At 70.0% G+C, this 18,543-nt stretch carries 12 protein-coding genes; 9 read left to right on the forward strand and 3 right to left on the reverse strand.

The genetic code is table 11. The features are described from left to right. The first annotated feature begins 2 nt into the window (after positions 1–2). On the forward strand, positions 3–242 hold the full coding sequence (locus tag J4H92_RS06685) for a twin-arginine translocase TatA/TatE family subunit (protein ID WP_208097406.1): 240 nt from the start codon (positions 3–5) through the stop codon (positions 240–242). 160 nt (positions 243–402) lie between these two features. Here J4H92_RS06685 and purF read toward each other — a convergent pair whose 3' ends face one another. Continuing rightward, positions 403–1,866 carry an amidophosphoribosyltransferase gene (purF, locus tag J4H92_RS06690; protein WP_208097407.1) on the reverse strand — a complete coding sequence of 488 codons (1,464 nt, stop codon included), beginning with the start codon at positions 1,864–1,866 and terminating at the stop codon, positions 403–405. An 83-nt stretch (positions 1,867–1,949) separates the two neighbouring features. Here purF and purM point away from each other — a divergent pair, with 83 nt between their 5' ends. Next, complete coding sequence (gene purM, locus J4H92_RS06695; protein WP_208097408.1) at positions 1,950–3,062, forward strand: phosphoribosylformylglycinamidine cyclo-ligase; 1,113 nt, start codon at positions 1,950–1,952, stop codon at positions 3,060–3,062. A 25-nt stretch (positions 3,063–3,087) separates the two neighbouring features. Here purM and J4H92_RS06700 read toward each other — a convergent pair whose 3' ends face one another. Then, a complete protein-coding gene (locus J4H92_RS06700) occupies positions 3,088–3,261 on the reverse strand; it encodes a DUF3073 domain-containing protein (RefSeq protein ID WP_208097409.1) in 174 nt (57 codons plus the stop codon). 140 nt (positions 3,262–3,401) lie between these two features. Here J4H92_RS06700 and J4H92_RS06705 point away from each other — a divergent pair, with 140 nt between their 5' ends. Next, positions 3,402–4,055 (forward strand): hypothetical protein, encoded by a 654-nt coding sequence (locus tag J4H92_RS06705; protein ID WP_208097410.1) that lies wholly within the window; start codon positions 3,402–3,404, stop codon positions 4,053–4,055. Positions 4,056–4,070: 15 nt separating this feature from the next. Here the strand turns inward: J4H92_RS06705 and J4H92_RS06710 are convergent, their stop codons facing one another. Then, positions 4,071–5,375, reverse strand: a complete 1,305-nt coding sequence (locus tag J4H92_RS06710) for a DUF445 domain-containing protein (RefSeq protein ID WP_208097411.1) — start codon at positions 5,373–5,375, stop codon at positions 4,071–4,073. A gap of 55 nt (positions 5,376–5,430) precedes the next feature. Between J4H92_RS06710 and J4H92_RS06715 the strand changes: the two genes are divergently transcribed. The 6 genes from J4H92_RS06715 (at position 5,431) to J4H92_RS06740 (ending at position 18,541) form a co-directional block, all read left to right on the forward strand. Further along, positions 5,431–8,781 (forward strand): efflux RND transporter permease subunit, encoded by a 3,351-nt coding sequence (locus tag J4H92_RS06715; RefSeq protein WP_208097412.1) that lies wholly within the window; start codon positions 5,431–5,433, stop codon positions 8,779–8,781. A gap of 4 nt (positions 8,782–8,785) precedes the next feature. Next, a complete protein-coding gene (locus J4H92_RS06720) occupies positions 8,786–10,285 on the forward strand; it encodes a DEAD/DEAH box helicase (protein ID WP_341783022.1) in 1,500 nt (499 codons plus the stop codon). 241 nt (positions 10,286–10,526) lie between these two features. After that, positions 10,527–11,918 (forward strand): MmgE/PrpD family protein, encoded by a 1,392-nt coding sequence (locus J4H92_RS06725; protein ID WP_208097413.1) that lies wholly within the window; start codon positions 10,527–10,529, stop codon positions 11,916–11,918. A 41-nt stretch (positions 11,919–11,959) separates the two neighbouring features. Next, positions 11,960–12,796, forward strand: coding sequence for a phosphosulfolactate synthase (locus J4H92_RS06730; protein ID WP_208097414.1), 837 nt, complete (start codon positions 11,960–11,962; stop codon positions 12,794–12,796). 228 nt (positions 12,797–13,024) lie between these two features. Next, positions 13,025–15,262, forward strand: a complete 2,238-nt coding sequence (locus J4H92_RS06735) for a hypothetical protein (RefSeq protein WP_208097415.1) — start codon at positions 13,025–13,027, stop codon at positions 15,260–15,262. A 102-nt stretch (positions 15,263–15,364) separates the two neighbouring features. Beyond that, positions 15,365–18,541, forward strand: a complete 3,177-nt coding sequence (locus tag J4H92_RS06740; RefSeq protein ID WP_208097416.1) for an Ig-like domain repeat protein — start codon at positions 15,365–15,367, stop codon at positions 18,539–18,541. Positions 18,542–18,543: the final 2 nt, after the last annotated feature.

The following is an 18,543-nucleotide window of genomic DNA, read 5'->3' on the forward strand; positions in this document are numbered from 1 at the left end:
TCATGGCCGGAAACCTGACGGGCCCCACGCTGGTGGTGATCGTGTTCATCGTGCTGCTGCTGTTCGGCGCCCCGAAGCTTCCGGCGCTCGCCCGGAGCCTCGGCCAGTCGATGCGGATCCTGAAGAAGGAGGTCACGTCCGACGGCGACAAGCCGGAGGAGGGGACCGCGAAGTCCGAGGCCCCCGAGACCGACACCGCCAAGCCGGCAGACAGCACGAAGTCGGAGAAGCCCGGCGACTGAGGCGCGCGCCTCGGTGCTCCTGCGCGGCCTCTGCCCCGGTCGGCCTCAACTCTCCTGCGCGGCCTCGACCCCGGCCGGCCGCTTGGAGCAACGCATCGCGTTGCGCGGCCACGGCGCTGAGCGCGTCCTCGCGCTCAGATGAGCGTTGCTCCGGTCGGCTTCAACTCTCCTGCGTGGCCTCGACCCAGGCCAGGTACTCCTCGTCCACGCGGCCCGCGATGTACTCGCCGGTGAAGCAGCTCTTCTCCAGCTCGGTCACCCGGTCCTGGCCCTCGAGGATGGCGCGATCCATCGCCTCGACGGTCTGATAGACGAGGCGATCCGCGCCGATCTCCTCCGCGACGTCGTCCAGGCTGCGCCCGTGGGCGATCAGCTCCCGGCGGGTCGGCATGTTGATGCCGTAGACGTGGGGGTAGAGCACGGGGGGCGCGGCCGAGGCGAAGGTCACGGAGGCGGCGCCGGCGCTCCGCGCCATCTCCACGATCTCGCGCGACGTGGTGCCCCGGACGATGGAATCGTCGACGATGAGCACGTTCTTGCCGCGGAACTCGGTGCTCATGGCGTTGAGCTTCTGCCGCACGGTCTTCTTGCGCACGGCCTGCCCCGGCATGATGAAGGTGCGGCCGACGTACCGGTTCTTGAAGAAGCCCTCCCGGTACTCGATGCCGAGCTTCTGCGCGACCTGCATGGCGCTGGGCCTGGCCGAGTCCGGGATCGGCATGACCACGTCGATGTCGCCGGTCGGCGCCTCCGCGATGATCTGCTCGGCGAGCGCGTTGCCGAGGCGCAGCCGCGCGTCGTACACGGAGATGCCGTTCATCACCGAGTCGGGCCGGGCGAGATAGATGTACTCGAAGGCGCAGGGGACGAGGCGCGGCTCGGCGGCGCACTGCCGCGAGTACATCCAGCCGTCGGGCGAGATGAGCACCGCCTCGCCCGGCTCGACGTCGCGCACGACCTCGTAGCCTCCCGACTCGAGCACGAGCGACTCGCTGGCGACGATCCACTCCTCGCCCGAGCCGCCGGGAAGCTCCCGGCGCCCGAGCACCAGCGGCCGGATCCCGAACGGGTCGCGGAAGGCGAGCAGCCCGTGGCCGGCGATGAGCGCGATGGCGGCGTAGGATCCCTCGACCCGCTCGTGCAGCCGGCCGACCGCGTCGAAGACCTGATCCGCGTCGAGGGAGAGCCCGCTGATCCCGGACTGCAGCTCGTTCGCGAGCACGTTGAGCAGGAGCTCCGTGTCGGAGTGGGTGTTGAGGTGCCGCCGATCCACGTTGTAGAGCTCGGCGGTGAGCTCGCGCGTATTGGTCAGGTTGCCGTTGTGCACGAGGATGATCCCGTAGGGCGCGTTCACGTAGAACGGCTGGGCCTCCTCCTCGCTGCCGGCCGAGCCGTGGGTCGCGTACCGCACGTGCCCGAGGCCCACGTTGCCGAGCAGCTGGCGCATGTCTCGGGTGCGGTAGGCCTCGCGCACCTGCCCCTTCGCCTTCACCATGTGGAACTGGTTGTCCTCGGAGGTGGCGATGCCCGTCGAGTCCTGGCCGCGGTGCTGGAGCAGCAACAGGCTGTCGTAGATCTGCTGGTTGACGGGTTCGGACGAGACGATGCCGACGATGCCGCACATGCTGGGGATCTGCTCCTGCGGGTGAGAGGGGTGCCGCGCTCCGCGACCAGATAAGTCTACCCCCGGCGGGTAGGCTGGAAGGCGTGAGCGAACAGAGCAACGCATATGCCCGTGCCGGCGTGGACACGGCGGCCGGCGATCTGGCCGTCGATCTGATGAGGGCCGCGGTGGCGCGCACCCACGGACCGGAGGTGGTGGGCGGCGTCGGCGGCTTCGCCGGGCTCTTCGACGCGTCGGCGCTGCTCGGCTACCGGCGCCCGCTGCTGGCGAGCTCCACCGACGGCGTCGGCACGAAGGTCGCGATCGCCCAGGCGATCGACACGCACGACACCATCGGGCAGGATCTGGTCGCCATGGTCGTCGACGACATCGTGGTGGTCGGCGCGAGGCCGCTCTTCATGACCGACTACATCGCCTGCGGCCGGCTGGTGCCGGAGCGGATCGCCGCGATCGTCGCGGGGATCGCGCGGGCGTGCGAGGCGACCGGCACCGCGCTCGTCGGCGGCGAGACCGCCGAGCATCCCGGGCTGCTCGGGGCCGACGAATACGATGTGGCCGGCGCGGCCGTGGGCGTGGTCGAGGCGGACGCGCTGCTGGGCCCCGAGCGGGTCGGCGACGGCGACGTCGTGCTCGCCATGGCCGCCTCCGGCCTGCACTCGAACGGTTTCTCCCTGGTGCGCCGGATCCTGCGGGATCGGGGCATCGGGTACGGCGATCACTCGGAGGAGCTCGGCGCCGCCTACGGCGAGGCGCTGCTCGAACCGACCGCGCTCTACACGGCTCCGCTGCTCGCGGTGCTCGACGATCCCGAGCTGAGCGGGGCGATCCACTCCCTCAGCCATGTCACGGGCGGGGGCATCGCGGCGAACCTGGCGCGCGTGCTGCCCGCGGGCGCCTGGGTCGAGCTGGATCGCTCCGCCTGGTCGCCGCTGCCGGTCTTCCGCCATCTGGCGCAGCTGGGCGGCCACACCCTCGAGGGGGTGGAGAGCGCCTGGAACCTGGGCATCGGCATGTTCGCGGTGGTCGAGGCGGATCGCGCCGCCGCCGTCGCTGCGCGGCTGAGCGCGCTGGGCGTCGCCACCTGGACCGCCGGTGCGATCTCCACGGCGCCGCGCGAGCTCGAGGGCTTCGAGCAGGGCGCCAAGGGCGTCGACGGGGGAGCGGTCAGGCTGGTGGGATCCTACGCGGGATCGTAGGCCGGCCCGGGATCGCGGACCGGCCTCAGTCCTCGTCCTCGTCGTCGTTGTACTTGTCGGCGTACTCGGCCCACGGATCCTCGCCCGACTGCTTGGAGGCGAGTTCCCGCTCGAGTTCCGAGAGGTCCGTGCTCGGGCTGAAATACTTCAGCTCCCGAGCGACTTTGGTGTGTTTTGCTTTCTGACGGCCGCGCCCCATGCGTGACCCCCTTACACATTCGGGCCTCGCGGAATCACGTTCCGCGAGGCAGCTCTGCTCCAAATAGACGTATGGGCGCAAGCCTACCATGCGAGTCGCTCCACGGGCGGATACGGCGGGCGCCGCGATAGGATCGTCGGGTGGCCGCCCAACCCGCGAGACGACGGATCGTGCGCCGCGTGCTGATCGTGGCGCTGATCCTCGCCGTCCTCGTGGTCGCCGGGGCCGTGGCGATGATCGTGCCGATCCTCACGCACCAGAGCGCCGGCGGCTCGGGCCAGGAGGTGCCGGACGGGTTCGTGTCGGAGACGGAGGCGCTCGGGGCGGACGGCCGCACGCGCGAGCTGTCGGTGGAGACCGCCGACGGTCGACCGGCCGATCTCGCCCGGATCCGCCCCGGAGATCTTCTGGTGGTGCACGGGAGCGGCTTCGACGCCGACATCGGCATCTACGTCGCCGTCTGCCTCATCCCCTCGATTCCCGGCGAGAAGCCCTCGCCGTGCCTCGGCGGCGTGCCGGAGGGAGCGATGGAGGAGGACGGGCCGGGCGGAGCCGACGCCGAGCCGTCGAGCAGCGTCTGGATCACCGACGCCTGGGCCTGGCGGGCTTTCGCCACCCAGGGCTGGGACGATGCCGCGACCGGATCCTTCACCGCGCGACTGCTGGTCCCCGAGTCCGCGCAGGACGGTCTCGACTGCTCCAGGTCCGCCTGCGCGGTGACGACGCGGGCGGATCACACCGCCTCGGCCGACCGGGTGCAGGACATGCAGCTCCCCGTTTCGTTCGACCGGTGAGCGTGCGCTGGGCGCTCAGCCCGCCGTCGGGACGAGCAGGATCGCCGCGGTGTAGATCGTCAGGCCGGCCAGGGCGCCCACGACGGTGCCGTTGATGCGGATGAACTGCAGATCTCGGCCGATCTGCAGCTCGATCTTCTCTGCGGCCTCCCGGGCGTCCCAGCGCTGGACGGTCTCGACGACCACGCTGGCGATGTTGTGGCGGTAGGTGCGCACGAGGTGCTCCACCACCCGCATCACCCACACGTCGATCTTGTACTGGAGCGTGCGGTCGGCGAGCAGCTGCGCGCCGAAGTCCTGCAGCGCGACGACGAGACGGCCCCGCAGCTCGCTCGACGGATCCTCGAGCATCCCGACCAGCGCCGTGCGGGCCGTCTCCCACGTGCTCGCGGCCAGGGCGCGCACGCGGGGGCTGTCGAACACCTCGAGCTTGAACGCCTCCAACTGCGCCCGCAGCTCGGGCTTGGCCTCGAGGTCGCGGGCGAAATCGTGCAGGAAATCGCGGGCGGCGACGCGCAGCGGGTGGTCCGGATCCTGCCGCACCGCGCGGGTGAAGCGCACGGCCTCGGCGTGCATCCGCCCGTCGACGAATCGCTGGGCGAAGCTCGGCAGCCACGTGGGCAGCTGCGACGACACCATGCGCTCGAAGGCCTCGGGATGGGTGATCAGCCAGTCCTCCATCCGCTCGGCGGCGATGTCCATCAGCGGCTCCTGGTGCCCGCCGGTGACGAACGAGTCGAGGGCCCGGCCGAGCAGCGGCCCCCACTCGGGCTCGAGGATGTGCGTGCGGGCGAGGGACTCGATGAGCTCCTGCACGTCGGCGTCGTCGAGCACCGTCAGCGCGCCCAGCCCCGCGCTGGCGACGAGCTCGCCCACGTGCGCCGCGTTCCCTGGGGTCTGCAGCCAGGCGCCCGCGAGGCGCGCGCCGCTGATGCCCGCCAGCTTCTCGTGGACCACCTCGTCGGCGAGGAAGTTCTCCTCGATGAACGAGCCGAGGCCCTCGCCGATCTCGTCCTTCTTGTTCGAGATCAGGTTGGTGTGGGGGATGGGCAGGCCGAGCGGGTGGCGGAACAGCGCCGTGACGGCGAACCAGTCCGCGAGCGCGCCGACCATGCCCCCCTCGCTCGCCGCGCGCACGAAGGCCAGCCAGGGATACCGCTCCTGCAGCGCGAAGGAGACGACGAAAAGGAGCGCCATGATCCCGAGCAGGGCGAGCGCGAGGCGCTGCATCCGGCGCAGCTGCGCGAGACGCTCGAAATCGGCCGGGGTGACGGCTCCCAGGGAGCGTGAGGCCGTTCGTCTGGGGTGGCTGGTGCGCATCCTCCCATTATCGCGCGCGGGGGGATTGCCAGGCGGGCATGGGATGATTCCGCCTATGCATGTGCTTGCCGAGCTGAGTCTGAAGAACCGGGCCCTGATCGCACTCGTCACCATCGTCGCCTCCGTCTTCGGGTTCTTCGGCGTCGGATCGCTCAAGCAGGAGCTCATGCCCTCGGTGCAGTTCCCCGCGGTCGTGGTCACCGCGTCCTACTCGGGGGCCTCGCCCGAGGTGGTGCTGAACGACGTGACGGATCCGATCGAGACGGCGCTGCGCGGCGTCCCCGGGCTGGAGCAGACGACGTCGACCTCGTCGACCGGGGCGGCGATGGTGCTCGCCGAGTTCGAGTACGGGGTGGACCTGACCGTCACCGAGCAGCGGGTCGAGCGCGCGATCTCCCGCATCTCGGCGCTGCTGCCGCAGGACGTGGAGCCGGCGGTGATGTCGGGATCGCTCGACGACTTCCCCGTGATCCAGATCGCGGTGACGCCCCCGGACGGCGTCGACGCCGAGGAGACGGCGCGGCTGATCGAGCGGATCGCGCGCCCGGAGCTGAGCGACCTCGACGGCGTGCGAGAGGCCCAGGTGCTGGGCGCCCGCGGCGATCGCGTCACCATCACGATCGACGCGGACGAGCTCGCGGAGGAGTCGCTCACCTCGCAATCGATCACCGATGCGCTGCAGCAGAGCGGCCTGCTGATGGCTGCCGGCAGCATCACCGAGGACGGGCGCACGCTCGCCGTGCAGGCCGGCGAGGCGCTCGACTCGGTCGAGCAGATCGAAGATCTGCCGCTCACCCGGGATCCGGCTCTGCTCCAGGCGCAGGCGGAGGCCGAAGCGGCCGCGGCCCAGCAGTCCGCCGAGCAGGCCGCCGCGGGGGGCGCCGCGATCCCGCAGACCGAGCAGCCGACGACGCAGGAGGGCTCCGAGCAGCAGAGCTCGGGGACGCCGCCGGTGATCACCATCGGCGAGGTGGCCGAGGTGGCCCTCGAGCCCAACCCCGAGCAGAGCCTCTCGCGGGTGAACGGCGCGCCGGCGCTCACGATCGCCATCACCAAGCTCTCCTCCGCGAACACGGTGGACGTCTCCCACGCGGTCCAGGATCTCCTGCCCGAGCTGGAGCGCTCGCTCGGCGGCGCCCAGCTCGAGGTCATCTTCGATCAGGCCCCCTATGTGGAGCGGTCGATCGAGACGCTCACCACGGAGGGGCTGCTGGGCCTCGCCTTCGCGGTGCTCGTGATTCTCGTCTTCCTGCTGTCGGTGCGTGCCACGCTCGTCACGGCGATCTCCATCCCGGTCTCCGTGCTGCTGACCTTCGTCGCGCTGAACTTCGCGGACTACTCGCTCAACATGCTGACGCTCGGCGCGCTGACCATCTCCATCGGCCGGGTCGTGGACGACTCCATCGTGGTGATCGAGAACATCAAGCGGCACCTCGCGGAGGCGCCGCCGGGCGCCGATCGGGCCGCGACCATCGTCGGCGCCGTGCGCGAGGTCGGCGGCGCGATCACGGCGTCGACCGTCACCTCGGCCGCGGTCTTCCTGCCGATGGCCTTCGTGTCCGGGATGGTGGGCGAGCTGTTCCGGCCCTTCGCCTTCACGGCCACCTTCGCGCTCGCCGCCTCGCTGCTGGTGGCGCTGACCATCGTGCCGGTGCTCGCCTTCTGGTTCCTGCGTGATGGCCGGCGGACGGCACCCGCCGGAGCGCCCGCGGAGCACGCGCCGCCGGCCGCCGGAGAGCACGCGGCGCCGGCCGCCCCCGCGCGGTTGAACGGGTTCCAGCGGGGATACCGGCCGATCATCGACTGGACGCTGAAGCGGCCGGCCGTCACCCTGCTCGCCTCCGTGCTGGTGTTCGCGGGAACGCTGGCCGCGACTCCGCTCATGAAGACCAACTTCATGGGCAGCGACGAGCAGAACTCCGTCGGCCTCACCCAGACCCTCGCCCCGGGGACCAGCATCGACGCCCAGCTCGAGCAGGCCGAACGCGTCGAGGACGCACTCGCCGGGGTCGAGGACGTGCGGATGGTGCAGGCGAGCATCGGCGGGGGCGAGGGCATGAGCGCCATGTTCGGGGCCGGCGGCGACGGGGTGATCAGCTATTCGATCACGACCGACGAGAACGCCGAGCAGAGCGAGGTGCAGGACGAGATCCGCTCCGCGGTCGACGCGCTCGACGATGCGGGCGAGTTCTCGATCGGCGTCTCGGACGGCGGCGTGACCATGTCGAGCGCCATCGAGGTCATCGTCTCGGCGCCCGACCAGGAGACGCTGGCCGAGGCGAGCGACGCGCTCGTGGCCGAGCTCCGCGCTCAGGACGGCCTGGTGCAGGTCGAGAGCGACCTCGCCGCCGCCCGCCCCTACCTCTCCGTCACGGTGGACCGCGTCGCGGCCGCCGAGGCCGGGCTCAGCGAGGCGGCGGTCGCCGGGATCCTCTCGGCGCGGATGCAGCCCTCGCAGATCGGGCAGATCGTGCTCGAGAACACCGGGACGGGCATCTACCTCTCGCAGGGAGAGGCCCCGGTCGACGAGGAGGAGATCGGGGCGCTCGAGATCCCCACCGCGAACGGCGAGGAGCGGCTCGAGGATCTCGCGACGATCGAGGTGCTCGACGGTCCCGTGAGCATCGGCACTCAGGACGGCAACCGCGTCGTGACCGTGTCGGCGCTCCCGGAGGGGGACGACCTGGGAACGGCCGGCATCGCCGTCGATGCGGCGATCGCCGCGGTCGAACTGCCCGCCGGGGCCACCGCGAGCATCGGGGGAGTCATGTCGCAGCAGAGCGACGCCTTCGAGCAGCTCGGGCTGGCGCTGCTGATCGCGATCCTGATCGTCTACGTGGTGATGGTGGCCACCTTCAAGAGCCTGCTGCAGCCGCTGCTGCTGCTCGTCTCGGTGCCGTTCGCGGCGACCGGCGCGCTGCTGCTGCTCATCGCCACGGGCATCCCCCTGGGCGTCGCCTCGCTGATCGGCCTCCTCATGCTGATCGGCATCGTGGTCACGAACGCGATCGTGCTGATCGATCTCGTGAACCAGCTGAGAGAGCGCGGCGAGAGCCTGCGCGAGGCGGTGATGCAGGGATCGCTGCTGCGTCTGCGGCCCATCGTGATGACCGCGCTGGCGACGATCCTCGCGCTCACGCCGATGGGCCTGGGCATCACCGGCAGCGGCGGCTTCATCTCGCAGCCGCTCGCCGTGGTGGTGATCGGCGGGCTGCTCTCGTCGACGGTGCTCACCCTGGTGGTGCTGCCCACGCTCTACTACGCGGTCGAGCGCCGCCGGGAGCGGTCGCGCGAGCGTCGCGCAGCGCGGCGCTCGGAACAGGACGGTCGTCGCGCAGCGCGGCGCTCGGAGAAGGCAGGCCGCCGCGCCGCGACCGACGCGGCCTCCGCTGCGGCGCCGGAGTAACCGGGTGGCGCGGCGACGCGGCTACCGGCCGCCGGGCGACTACGATCCGAGGCGCGGCCCGAAGCGGGCGCGGCCCGGCGGCCGCGCGTCGGAGCAGCGGGAGGCGGAGGGCGGCAGCAGCCGTCCCGCCGGCCCGGCTCCGGCTCCTGTTCCTGCGCAGCCTCCGCTGCGGACCCCGCCTGCGCCCCTCGACGCCGTGCTGACCCGGGCGGAGGACGTCGCCGGTGCGAGCTTCGCCGAGCTGGGGGTCGGGGGCAACATCGTGCGGGCGCTCGCCGAGCTGGGCGCGACGAAACCGCTCCCGATCCAGGTGGCGACGATCCCGGACGCCCTCGCGGGGCACCACGTCCTCGGGCGGGGGCGCACCGGCTCGGGCAAGACCATCGCGTTCGGCGCGGCCCTGGTGGAGCGACTGCTGCGCCTCCGCGCGGAGGGCGCGTTCCCCGACGAATCCGCCCGAGAGAAGCCGCGCCGCGGTGAACGACGGGAACGGTCCGAACGGGGCGGCGGACGCGCGCCCCGGGCGCTGATCCTCGCCCCGACCCGCGAGCTCGCGCTGCAGATCGACCGCACGGTGCAGCCGATCGCGCGGTCGGTCGGCCTCTACACCGGCCAGTTCGTGGGCGGCCAGCCCCTCGAACCGCAGCTGCACGCCCTGCGCCGCGGCGTCGACATCGCCATCGGCACCCCGGGCCGGGTCGAAGATCTCGCCGGTCGCGGGCACCTGGATCTCGGCCGGATCGCCGTCACGGTGCTGGACGAGGCGGATCACATGGCCGAGCTGGGCTTCGTCGAGTCCGTGCGGAGGATCCTGCGTCGCACGCGCCGCGGCGGTCAGCGGCTGCTCTTCTCGGCCACCCTCGACCGCGGCGTCGACGAGCTCGTGCGCGAGTTCCTGCCGAGCCCCGCGATCCACGAGGTCGTCGAGGGGAGCCGGACGGTCGGACCGGAGGGTCGATCCGATGCGGCGGGCGGCGTCGAGCACCGGGTGCTGATCGTGCTGCGCGAGCACAAGGACGACGCGCTGGTGCGGCTGGTCGGGGACGGAGGCGTCGCCGACGGCGCCGGCCGGGACGGACGACGGGCGGGTCCGGTGCGCACGATCGTGTTCTGCCGCACCCGGGCCTACGCCGAGCACGTGGTCGAGCTGCTCGCGGGCGCGGGTCTGCGCGCCGTCGCGCTGCACGGCGATCTCTCGCAGCCGCGGCGGGAGCGCAACCTCGAGAGCTTCGCCGCGGGCCGAGCCCGGGTGCTCGTTGCGACCGATGTGGCCGCGCGGGGCATCCACGTCGACGGCGTCGAACTGGTGCTGCAGGCCGATCCCCCCGACGATCCCAAGGCCTACCTGCACCGTGCCGGCCGCACGGGCCGCGTCGGCGGCGACGGGGAGGTGCGCGGCGGCACGGTGCTCACGGTGATCCCGCGCACCCGCCAGAAGCGCACGCGCGAGCTCTTCGCCGAGCTCGGCATCGAGCCCGCGTCGTTCGCCGACTTCGCGCCCTGATCCTCGCCCCGCCGCGCCCCTGCACCCCAGGGCCTGCTGCTCCGGCGTGCCCGCGCTCCTCGCGCGCCCGCCCCGCTCCGCGGTGTCCTCCACGATGCTCCGGGAGGGGCCGGATCGGCAGAGGTTTCGGCGACGAGTCTGGGAGTCGGCTCCGTATCGGGAAAAAGTATCTTGACGTCAAGATATTTTCGGCGTTTACTGTTAGGGCAGGCAACCCTAATTATCATCTGAGGAGGATCGCGTGTCTGGATCGCTCGAAACCACAGAGGTGCAGCGGCTCGCGGCGTTCGCGGCGGGCGCAGAGTTCGACGACATCAGCCCGGAGGCGTTGGAGCAGCTGAAGATCCGCGTGCTCGACACCCTCGGCGTCGCCATCGGCGCGCTCGATGCCGAGCCGATCGTCGCGATCCGTCAGCTGGTCGAGGAGCTCGGCGGCGCTCCCTCCTCGACGCTCATCGGCGGCGGCCGGACCAGCCCGCAGCTCGCCGCCTTCACCAACAGTGCGCTCAGCCGCTATCTCGACTTCATGGACTCCTACCTGGCGAAGGGCGAGACCAACCACCCCTCGGACAACCTGGGCGCGGTGCTCGCCGCCGCCGAGAGCGTCGACGCGTCGGGGGCCGAGCTGCTCACCGCGCTCGCCGTCGCCTACCAGGTGCACACGCGGCTCTCCGACGTCGCGCCCGTCCGGGCGAAGGGCTTCGACCACACCACCCAGGGCGCCTTCGCCGCGGCGGCCTCGGCCGCGAAGGCGCTGGGCCTCCCGGCCGAGCAGATCGCCCACGCGACGGCCATCGCGGGCACCGCGAACGCCGCCCTGCGCGTCACGCGCACCGGCAATCTCAGCCACTGGAAGGGGCTCGCCTACCCGCACGTCGCGAAGGAGGGCGTCTTCGCGGCGCTGCTCGCCAGGCGCGGGATCACCGGACCCGAGGCGGTGTTCGAGGGGAACAAGGGCTTCAAGGAGTCGATCGCCGGCCCCTTCGACATCGACTGGAGCGCCGAGGATCTCGAGAGCGTGCGGCGCACCATCATCAAGAAGCACAACGCCGAGATCCACTCGCAGTCCGCGCTCGACACCGCGCTCGACATCCGCGCCCAGGACGGCTTCAACGTGCGCGCGGTCGAAAAGGTGCGGCTGACCACCTTCGACGTGGCGCACTCCATCATCGGCGGCGGCGAGGAGGGCGACAAGCGCCTCATCCGCACCAAGGAGGAGGCCGACCACTCGCTGCTCTGGATGCTCGCCGTGGTGCTGCTCGACGGGGAGCTGACTCCCGCGCAGTACGAGCCCGGGCGCATTGTCGCCGACGACGTGCAGAGCCTGCTGACGCGGGTCGAGATCATCCCCAGCCAGGAGTTCTCCGATCGCTTCCCCGAGCACATGCCGGCCGACCTCGAGATCGTCCTCGCCGACGGCACCGTCTTCCGCTCGTCGCAGGACAGTTACCGCGGCTTCCACGACGATCCGCTCGACTGGGCGGCCGCCCGCGAGAAGTTCGACGCGCTCGTGACCCCGTTCGCCGGGCCGGCCCTCCGCGACGAGATCGCCGAGCTCGTCCACGATCTCGAGCACCGCAGCGTGGCGGAACTGACCGCGGCGCTCGCCCGCGTCCCCGTCACGCGCCGCTGAGCGGCGATACCCACCCCCACCCGCGAAGAAAGGAACTCATCATGAGCCATGCGGTCCCCCACGACGTCTCGTTCAACTTCGTCCCCCGGGCCTACCGGCCTGCCAAGCCGCGCGGCTTCGGCGTCACCGAGATCCGCGCCCCCTACTACGCCACCTTCGGCACCCGGCATCTGCAGGACGTCTTCGACGTCGCCGGTCAGTGGGTCGACGGCATCAAGTGGGCGGGCGGATCCTTCGCCCTGGCGCCCACCGAGCAGGTGCGCGCCTTCAGCGACATCGCGCACGAGCACGGATCGTACGTCTCCTCGGGCGGGTGGATCGAGACCGTGCTCCGCTACGGGGACGAGGCCGTCGACCACTACCTCAGGGAGGCCAAGGAGGTCGGCTTCGATGTGATCGAGATCTCCACCGGCTTCATCATGCTGAACACCTCCGGCCTGCTGCGGCTGGTGGAGAAGGTCGTGAAGGCCGGGTTGAAGGCGAAGCCGGAGCTGGGCCTCCAGATCGGATCCGGTGGCGACTCGAGCGAGGCCGAGCTGGCCGCCGAGAGCAAGAAGGACATCGGCGACCTGGTCGACCGGGGCAAGAAAGCGCTCGACGCCGGCGCCTCGATCATCATGATCGAGTCCGAGGGCATCACCGAGAACGTGACCGAGTGGGACACCGGGGCCGCGGCCTCCATCATCAACGGACTCGGCCTCGAGAACGTGATGTTCGAGGCGGCCGACGGACCGGTGTTCGAGTGGTACGTCAAGAACTATGGCAACGAGGTGAACCTCTTCGTCGACCACAGCCAGATCCTGCAGCTCGAGGGGCTGCGGCAGAACATCTGGGGCAACAAGAGCACCTGGGGCCGGGTGATCAACCCGGCGCCCTGACCCGGATGCGCTCTTGGCGGGGAGCGGCGTGCGACATTCCCCGCCAAGAGCGTCACGCCTCCGTAGATGTGATTTGTCTTTCTTCGTCATATGCTAATAAACTGAAGCTGCCCTTCATCCGATGAATGGATGAGGGGCAGTATCTTGTTGCGTTGAACGATGGGGAGCGCCGTGACACCGATTCGCGAAGGGGTTCGAACGTGGCGACTCGGGGGGAGGCGCAGGATCATGGCCGTCGTGGCGGCCGCGGCTCTCGCTCTCGGGGGGCTCGTGTTCACCGACGGCGCCACACCGGCGGCGGCGGCGTCGCCGCCGGTCGGGATCGTGTCGATCGCCTCGTCCGTCGACCCCGTGGGCCGACTGGGCGTGAAGCTCAACTGCTCCTCCAAGAAGACCTGCTCGGGCACCGCGACGGTGCGCGTCTCGGGAGTGAACAGTTCCAAGGCCCGGTTCTCTGTCGGCGGCAGGAAAGCGAAGATCGTCAGGATCGCGCTATCGGCGAAGCAACTGCAGTCCATCCATGACGCCACCGGCGGCCGTCGCTCCGTCGAGGTGCGCGTGCAGACGAAGAAACCAGTGAAGAAGACGGTGCGGAAGTCCCGGTCGGTGCGGATGATCGCGCCGTTACGTGTGACCTCCCTGGACACTCGGGTTTCGAGCGCCGGGCGTGTGGGCTTCACCGTCGCGTGCGTAGAGGTGCGCGCCTGCAAGGGGAGCGCCTCGCTCACCCTCGGCGGAACTGCCGGAGGCCGCGTCGCCGTAAGCGTGCCGGCGAAGAAGTCGCGAAGCTACACCGCCGTGCTGAACGCGAAGCAGCGGGCCACGCTCTCGGCGGCCGCGGGCGGTGCACTCGGTGCGCGGGTATCGGTAGCGCTCTCCGCTCCGATCAAGCTGACCGTAGTCGGAAGCGGCTCGGTGCGATCGGCGCCGACGCCCCCCGACCCGGTAGATCCCCCGGACCCGATCGATCCGACCGATCCCGGCGGCGGGCACGAACACGGCGAGGACCCGGTCTACTCGCACGCCTACCAGAACTCCTGGAGGCCGAGCGAGTACGACACCTGCACGCAGGAGGAGCACGACGGCTACGCGGTGACCGGCCCCGACGGCAAGCTCTACCCGGGCTGGCATCCGTCGGTGCACGAGCGCGCCGACGGCACCACCTGCACCTTCGGGCACGAGCACGGCGACGATCCGAGGAGATCGTCCATCTACACCTGGGTGCTGCAGAAGCTGCGTGAGGAGAACCCTGAGGTCGACGGCATCCCCTTCGGATACACCTCCGAGCGGCTCATGGAATACGCGGAGGCCAATGGCGGCGGAGTGCACCGGCACGAGGACGATCCCGGCCACAAAGTCGTGATCTCGAACAACCAGGCGATGCTCCGCGGCCCCTATCCGGCGGACCAGACCTCGTTCGTCGACGAGTTCGGCCAGAGCAAGAACCTGCGTTGTGACTTCCTCATCAAGATCCACCAGGGCAGCCATTCGCCCGATGCGACGCGGAACAACACGCATGAACTGTTCTATGCGATGAAGTGCAACGACGGATCGGAACTGGTCACCAACAAGCTCACCAACTTCGGCGACCCGAACGAGCTCGCCACGTCGTGCAGCAGGGAGTTCTCGAACTCCCTGGCCGCGTTCAGCGGCGCTCCCCTGCATCTCGAGACCTCGGGATCAGACCTGCCCCAGGGAGAGGGGGGCGAGCGTCACCTCCCCACCACGGGCTGCCTGGCCCAGCACATGTTCAACGGCAGCGTGGGGGTCGACTCCCGCTACCCGGACGGTCCGCTCTTCAACGACCGCAACGACTTCATGGCCTCGCCCGACTCCGTCGACCCGGGCTGGTGGTGGGCCGGGTACGAGCAATGGCAGTCGTTCAACACGATCCGCGCCGTGGACGGCACCCTGCTGGCCCAATACGAACCCTGGTTCGGCATCCAGAATCCCAGCCGCTACTGGGACGAGACCACCGGTCAGATCGCTTACCTGAACGACCTGGCCTGGGCGGACGGCAACCATCAGCTCATCCCGAGCAGTATCTGGAAGGAGCAGCGATCGCTCAGCCCTGCGGCGCCGATCGATCGCAAGGATCCGCGCGCCTACTTCAACGGCGCCCAACGCGACGCCTGGCTGGCGAAGGCGCTCGTGAAGAACGAGAGCGGGCACAGTACGCTCTACATCGATCCGTGGGGGAGGAACGCGCAGGCGACTCCCTTCACCGGCGCCATCAGGATCCATATCTCCGAACGCGACAACAGCGCCCTCGTGCCGACGACCCGCCCGGTCACGGCGAATCGAGGCGGACTCGCCGGATACACGCGGGAAGGCGCCGAGCGGAGCGGGCCCACTGCGCCCCGCAAGATCCGGCACCTCGACGGATCGCTGACGAACAACCGCTTCTTCTTCAACTACGGGATCGACGCGCAGGGCGACGATCTCGGCATCCACGCCCCGAACTAGTGCGGCGAGCCGGGAACGAGCGGGTCGTGCAATCCACTCCCAGGACGACGCGCTCCGCAGCTCGACGCAACGCATCAGAGACAGAAAGACAGGGAACACCCGATGAGAGACAGCCGCACACAAACGCTGCGCCTACTCGCCGCGGGAACGGCAGCGGCGCTCGCCGCCGGGCTGCTCACAGCAGTCGGCGCGGCGACGGCGCAAGCGATGGAGCTCGAAGGATCGACGGGAGGGAACGCTCAGGGTCCGACCGTGGTCACCAGCCAGAACGGCCACTACAACTCGGCCGTCGTGAATCGCGACATCGGCGTGTGCCAACTCGAGAGCGGTGAGCGGCCGGGGCTATTCACCGCCGGCGCCTATCAGGGCGTGACGAACGCGATCACCGACTATTATGCCGGCGACAATGCGCTCATGGAGCAGAGTTACGTCAACCGCGGCCTCGATCCCGCGACATCCAGCAAGTGGATCGGGTACGGCAGCTCTTTCACGCGGTCATGGGATACGAGGGGCCTTACCGCCCGCTGCATAGCCGACACCGATGGAGACGGGCTCGACGGCGTGGTCACTCTGGATCTCACCTATAAACGGGCGGCGCTCCGTCAAGGAAACGGTACGGTCAACACCCGCGGAGTAGTCGGCCTGAAGCCCAGCACCCTGCGATATCAGTGGGGGCCCGAGGTCGCGCTCGACAACGAGACTCCGGCGAACGGCGTTGGCGACCTCGACGGCGACGGCCTGAACGAGTTCATGGTGGCGGAGCGGGCCTACTCCACAGCCGGACACGACGATGCCGGGAGGATCTGGGTGCTTCGCGGAGAGAACCTCGACGCGCTCCCAGCGAGTACCTACACGCGAGACCTCACCGGGGAGTTGCCGGGCGCATCGGTCTGGGGTACCATCATCGGCCCTCCGGGTGCGAAGCTCGACGTAGCCAGAGCCGTCTCCGATGTGAACGGCGACGGCAGGGTCGACCTGCTCGTCGGCTCGTCGAGTTCGTCCTCGATCTGGGCGGTCTACGGCAAGCCGTCCGGCGAAGACGCGCACCACATCGATCTCTCCGATCTCGACGCCGCCGACGGAGTCGAGATCGCCCGATCCACCGACGGTTCGCCGCTCGGTTCGGCGATCGTCGCGGCGAAGGACCTCACCGGCGACGGCAATGCCGACCTCGTGATCGGGATCGCGCCGAGCATCGACGGTCGCGGCGGCGTTGCGGTGCTCAACGGTCCGATCAAACCCGAGCGGGTGGACATCGACCCCATCGCAGGCACGGTCGGCGCCTCGGGCTCGCGCGGGCTCTGGATCGGTGCGGAACAGGTCGACGACGGGCTGGGCTACTCGGTCGACGTGCTCGAAGATTTCGGCGGTCAGGGCAAGCACGCCCTGATCGTCGGTGCGCCGGGCTACGACGTCGGCGGGGTCGAAGGCCTCGTGAACGGCGGGGCGGCATACGTGCTGCACGGCATCCCCGCGACCGGGAAGCTGTCTTTGGCCGAGCTGACCGAGCAGCAGGGGTACCGTATCGACGGCGAACCCCGCGACGAAGGCTACTGGGGGCCGACCTTCGATCTTTCGGACGCGCCGGTGCGACTCGGCGTCGCGGTCGCCGACGTGGGCGATGTCGACGGCAACGGTGCGACCGATTTCGCGATCAATGCGAAGGGGCGCTACCACGAGGGCAATTACCCCTATTACCCGCCTGGCCAGATCCACGTCGCGTTGCGCGGGGAGATACCGACCTTCGCCGAGATCAGCGCCGCCCGCGTCGTCGGGGTCAACGCGGTGAACCTCAACGGCCGCGAGAACGTGGTCGACGCGACGAGCGAGACGCTTCGACTGCGCGGCAATCTTCGGGCGCGCACGCTCGACGGCATCAGTCAGCCGATCCGCTTCACCGTCGACGAATCGGTGCTCGAGTCGTGCGGAACCCCGACGACGCAGGCCGACCGGGCACTGACCATCGCGGGCTACGGTTACTGCGACGGCGCCTCCGTCGTCGAGTACGGTAGGCACCGCCTGGGCATCGCTTACGCCGGCGCCGAAGGGAGCTTCGGGTCGAGTGAATCCGCGCCGCTCGAGGTATTCGTGACCGACGACACACGCATCTCGGTGTTGGCGGGGAACGGAGTGGTGGACCGGCCGATCGACGTGATAGCCGAAGTATCGGCGGTGTCCTCCGACAAGGTGGTGGAGGGCGGTCGCGCCGATTTCTTCACCGTCCACGACGGCGCGACGTCGCCGATCCCCGAGTGCCAGAACGTGCCCGTCGAGAGCGGTTCCGCGGTGTGCGGTCTCGTTCCGCAGGAGACCGAGGACATCGTGGTCCGAGCCGTGTACACCGGTCTCGAGGAGCCGCGGGGCGACGACCAGGACGACACGGTGCGAGTGTTGCGCTCCTCGATGAGTGCCGACGCCGAGATCGACGTCCGGGAGCGCGCCGATCTGAGCCTGGCGCTGTCGCGCACCGCCGTCTCCTATGGGGACACCGTGCGCGTGAGTGTTGCCACCGGCGCCGGGGCGACCGGGGCCGTCGACGTTCTGGTGGACGGCGAGGCCGTGGACCGCGTCGAGCTGAACTCGGGCCGCGGCACCGCCACTCTCGTCGACCTGTCGGTCGGCACGCACGCGGTCACCGCGAGCTACTCGGGTGATGCCAGGTTCGGGGCGTCGAAGGCCGAGGGCGAGACCGTGCGGGTGGATCCGGCCGAGGTCGCCATTTCGCTTCCACGGGTGACGAAGCCGAGTCAGGCGTACCACACGAAATCGCCGGTCATCGTGCGCGCCGAGGTTCGGGGGCTCTCCTCCGGTACGGTCGAACTGCACGCGGGGTCTCGGCTGATCGGATCCGCGCGCGTCGTCGACGGGAGCGCGTCCTGGCGGCTCCCCGCCGATCTCCGCGTCGGCGGCACCGCGCTCCGGGCGAGTTTCGCGGGCAGCGCGACCCACGCGGCAGCGAAGTCGGCGAAGACCGCATTCACCGTGAGGAAGGACGCCTCCAAGATCAGGATCGCGAGTTCGACCTTCAAGAAGGGGAAGCGTCCGGAGGTGAGGGTCTCGTTCGGGCGTCTGGAGAGCGGCGCCTATCCGACGGGAACGGTCGTCGTGAAGGCGGGGAGCGCCACCAGGAGGGTCGCGCTGAAGGCCGCCCATAGGGGAAGGCTCACCGTGATCCTTCCGAAGCGGAAGACCTCGGTGAGCGTTCGGGCGACGTTCACGCCGAAGAGCACGGCGACGGTCGCGAAGACCAGCGCGAAGAAGACGATCAAGGCGAGGTAGAC

Source organism: Leucobacter weissii (assembly GCF_017565745.1).
GTDB lineage: Bacteria > Actinomycetota > Actinomycetes > Actinomycetales > Microbacteriaceae > Leucobacter > Leucobacter weissii.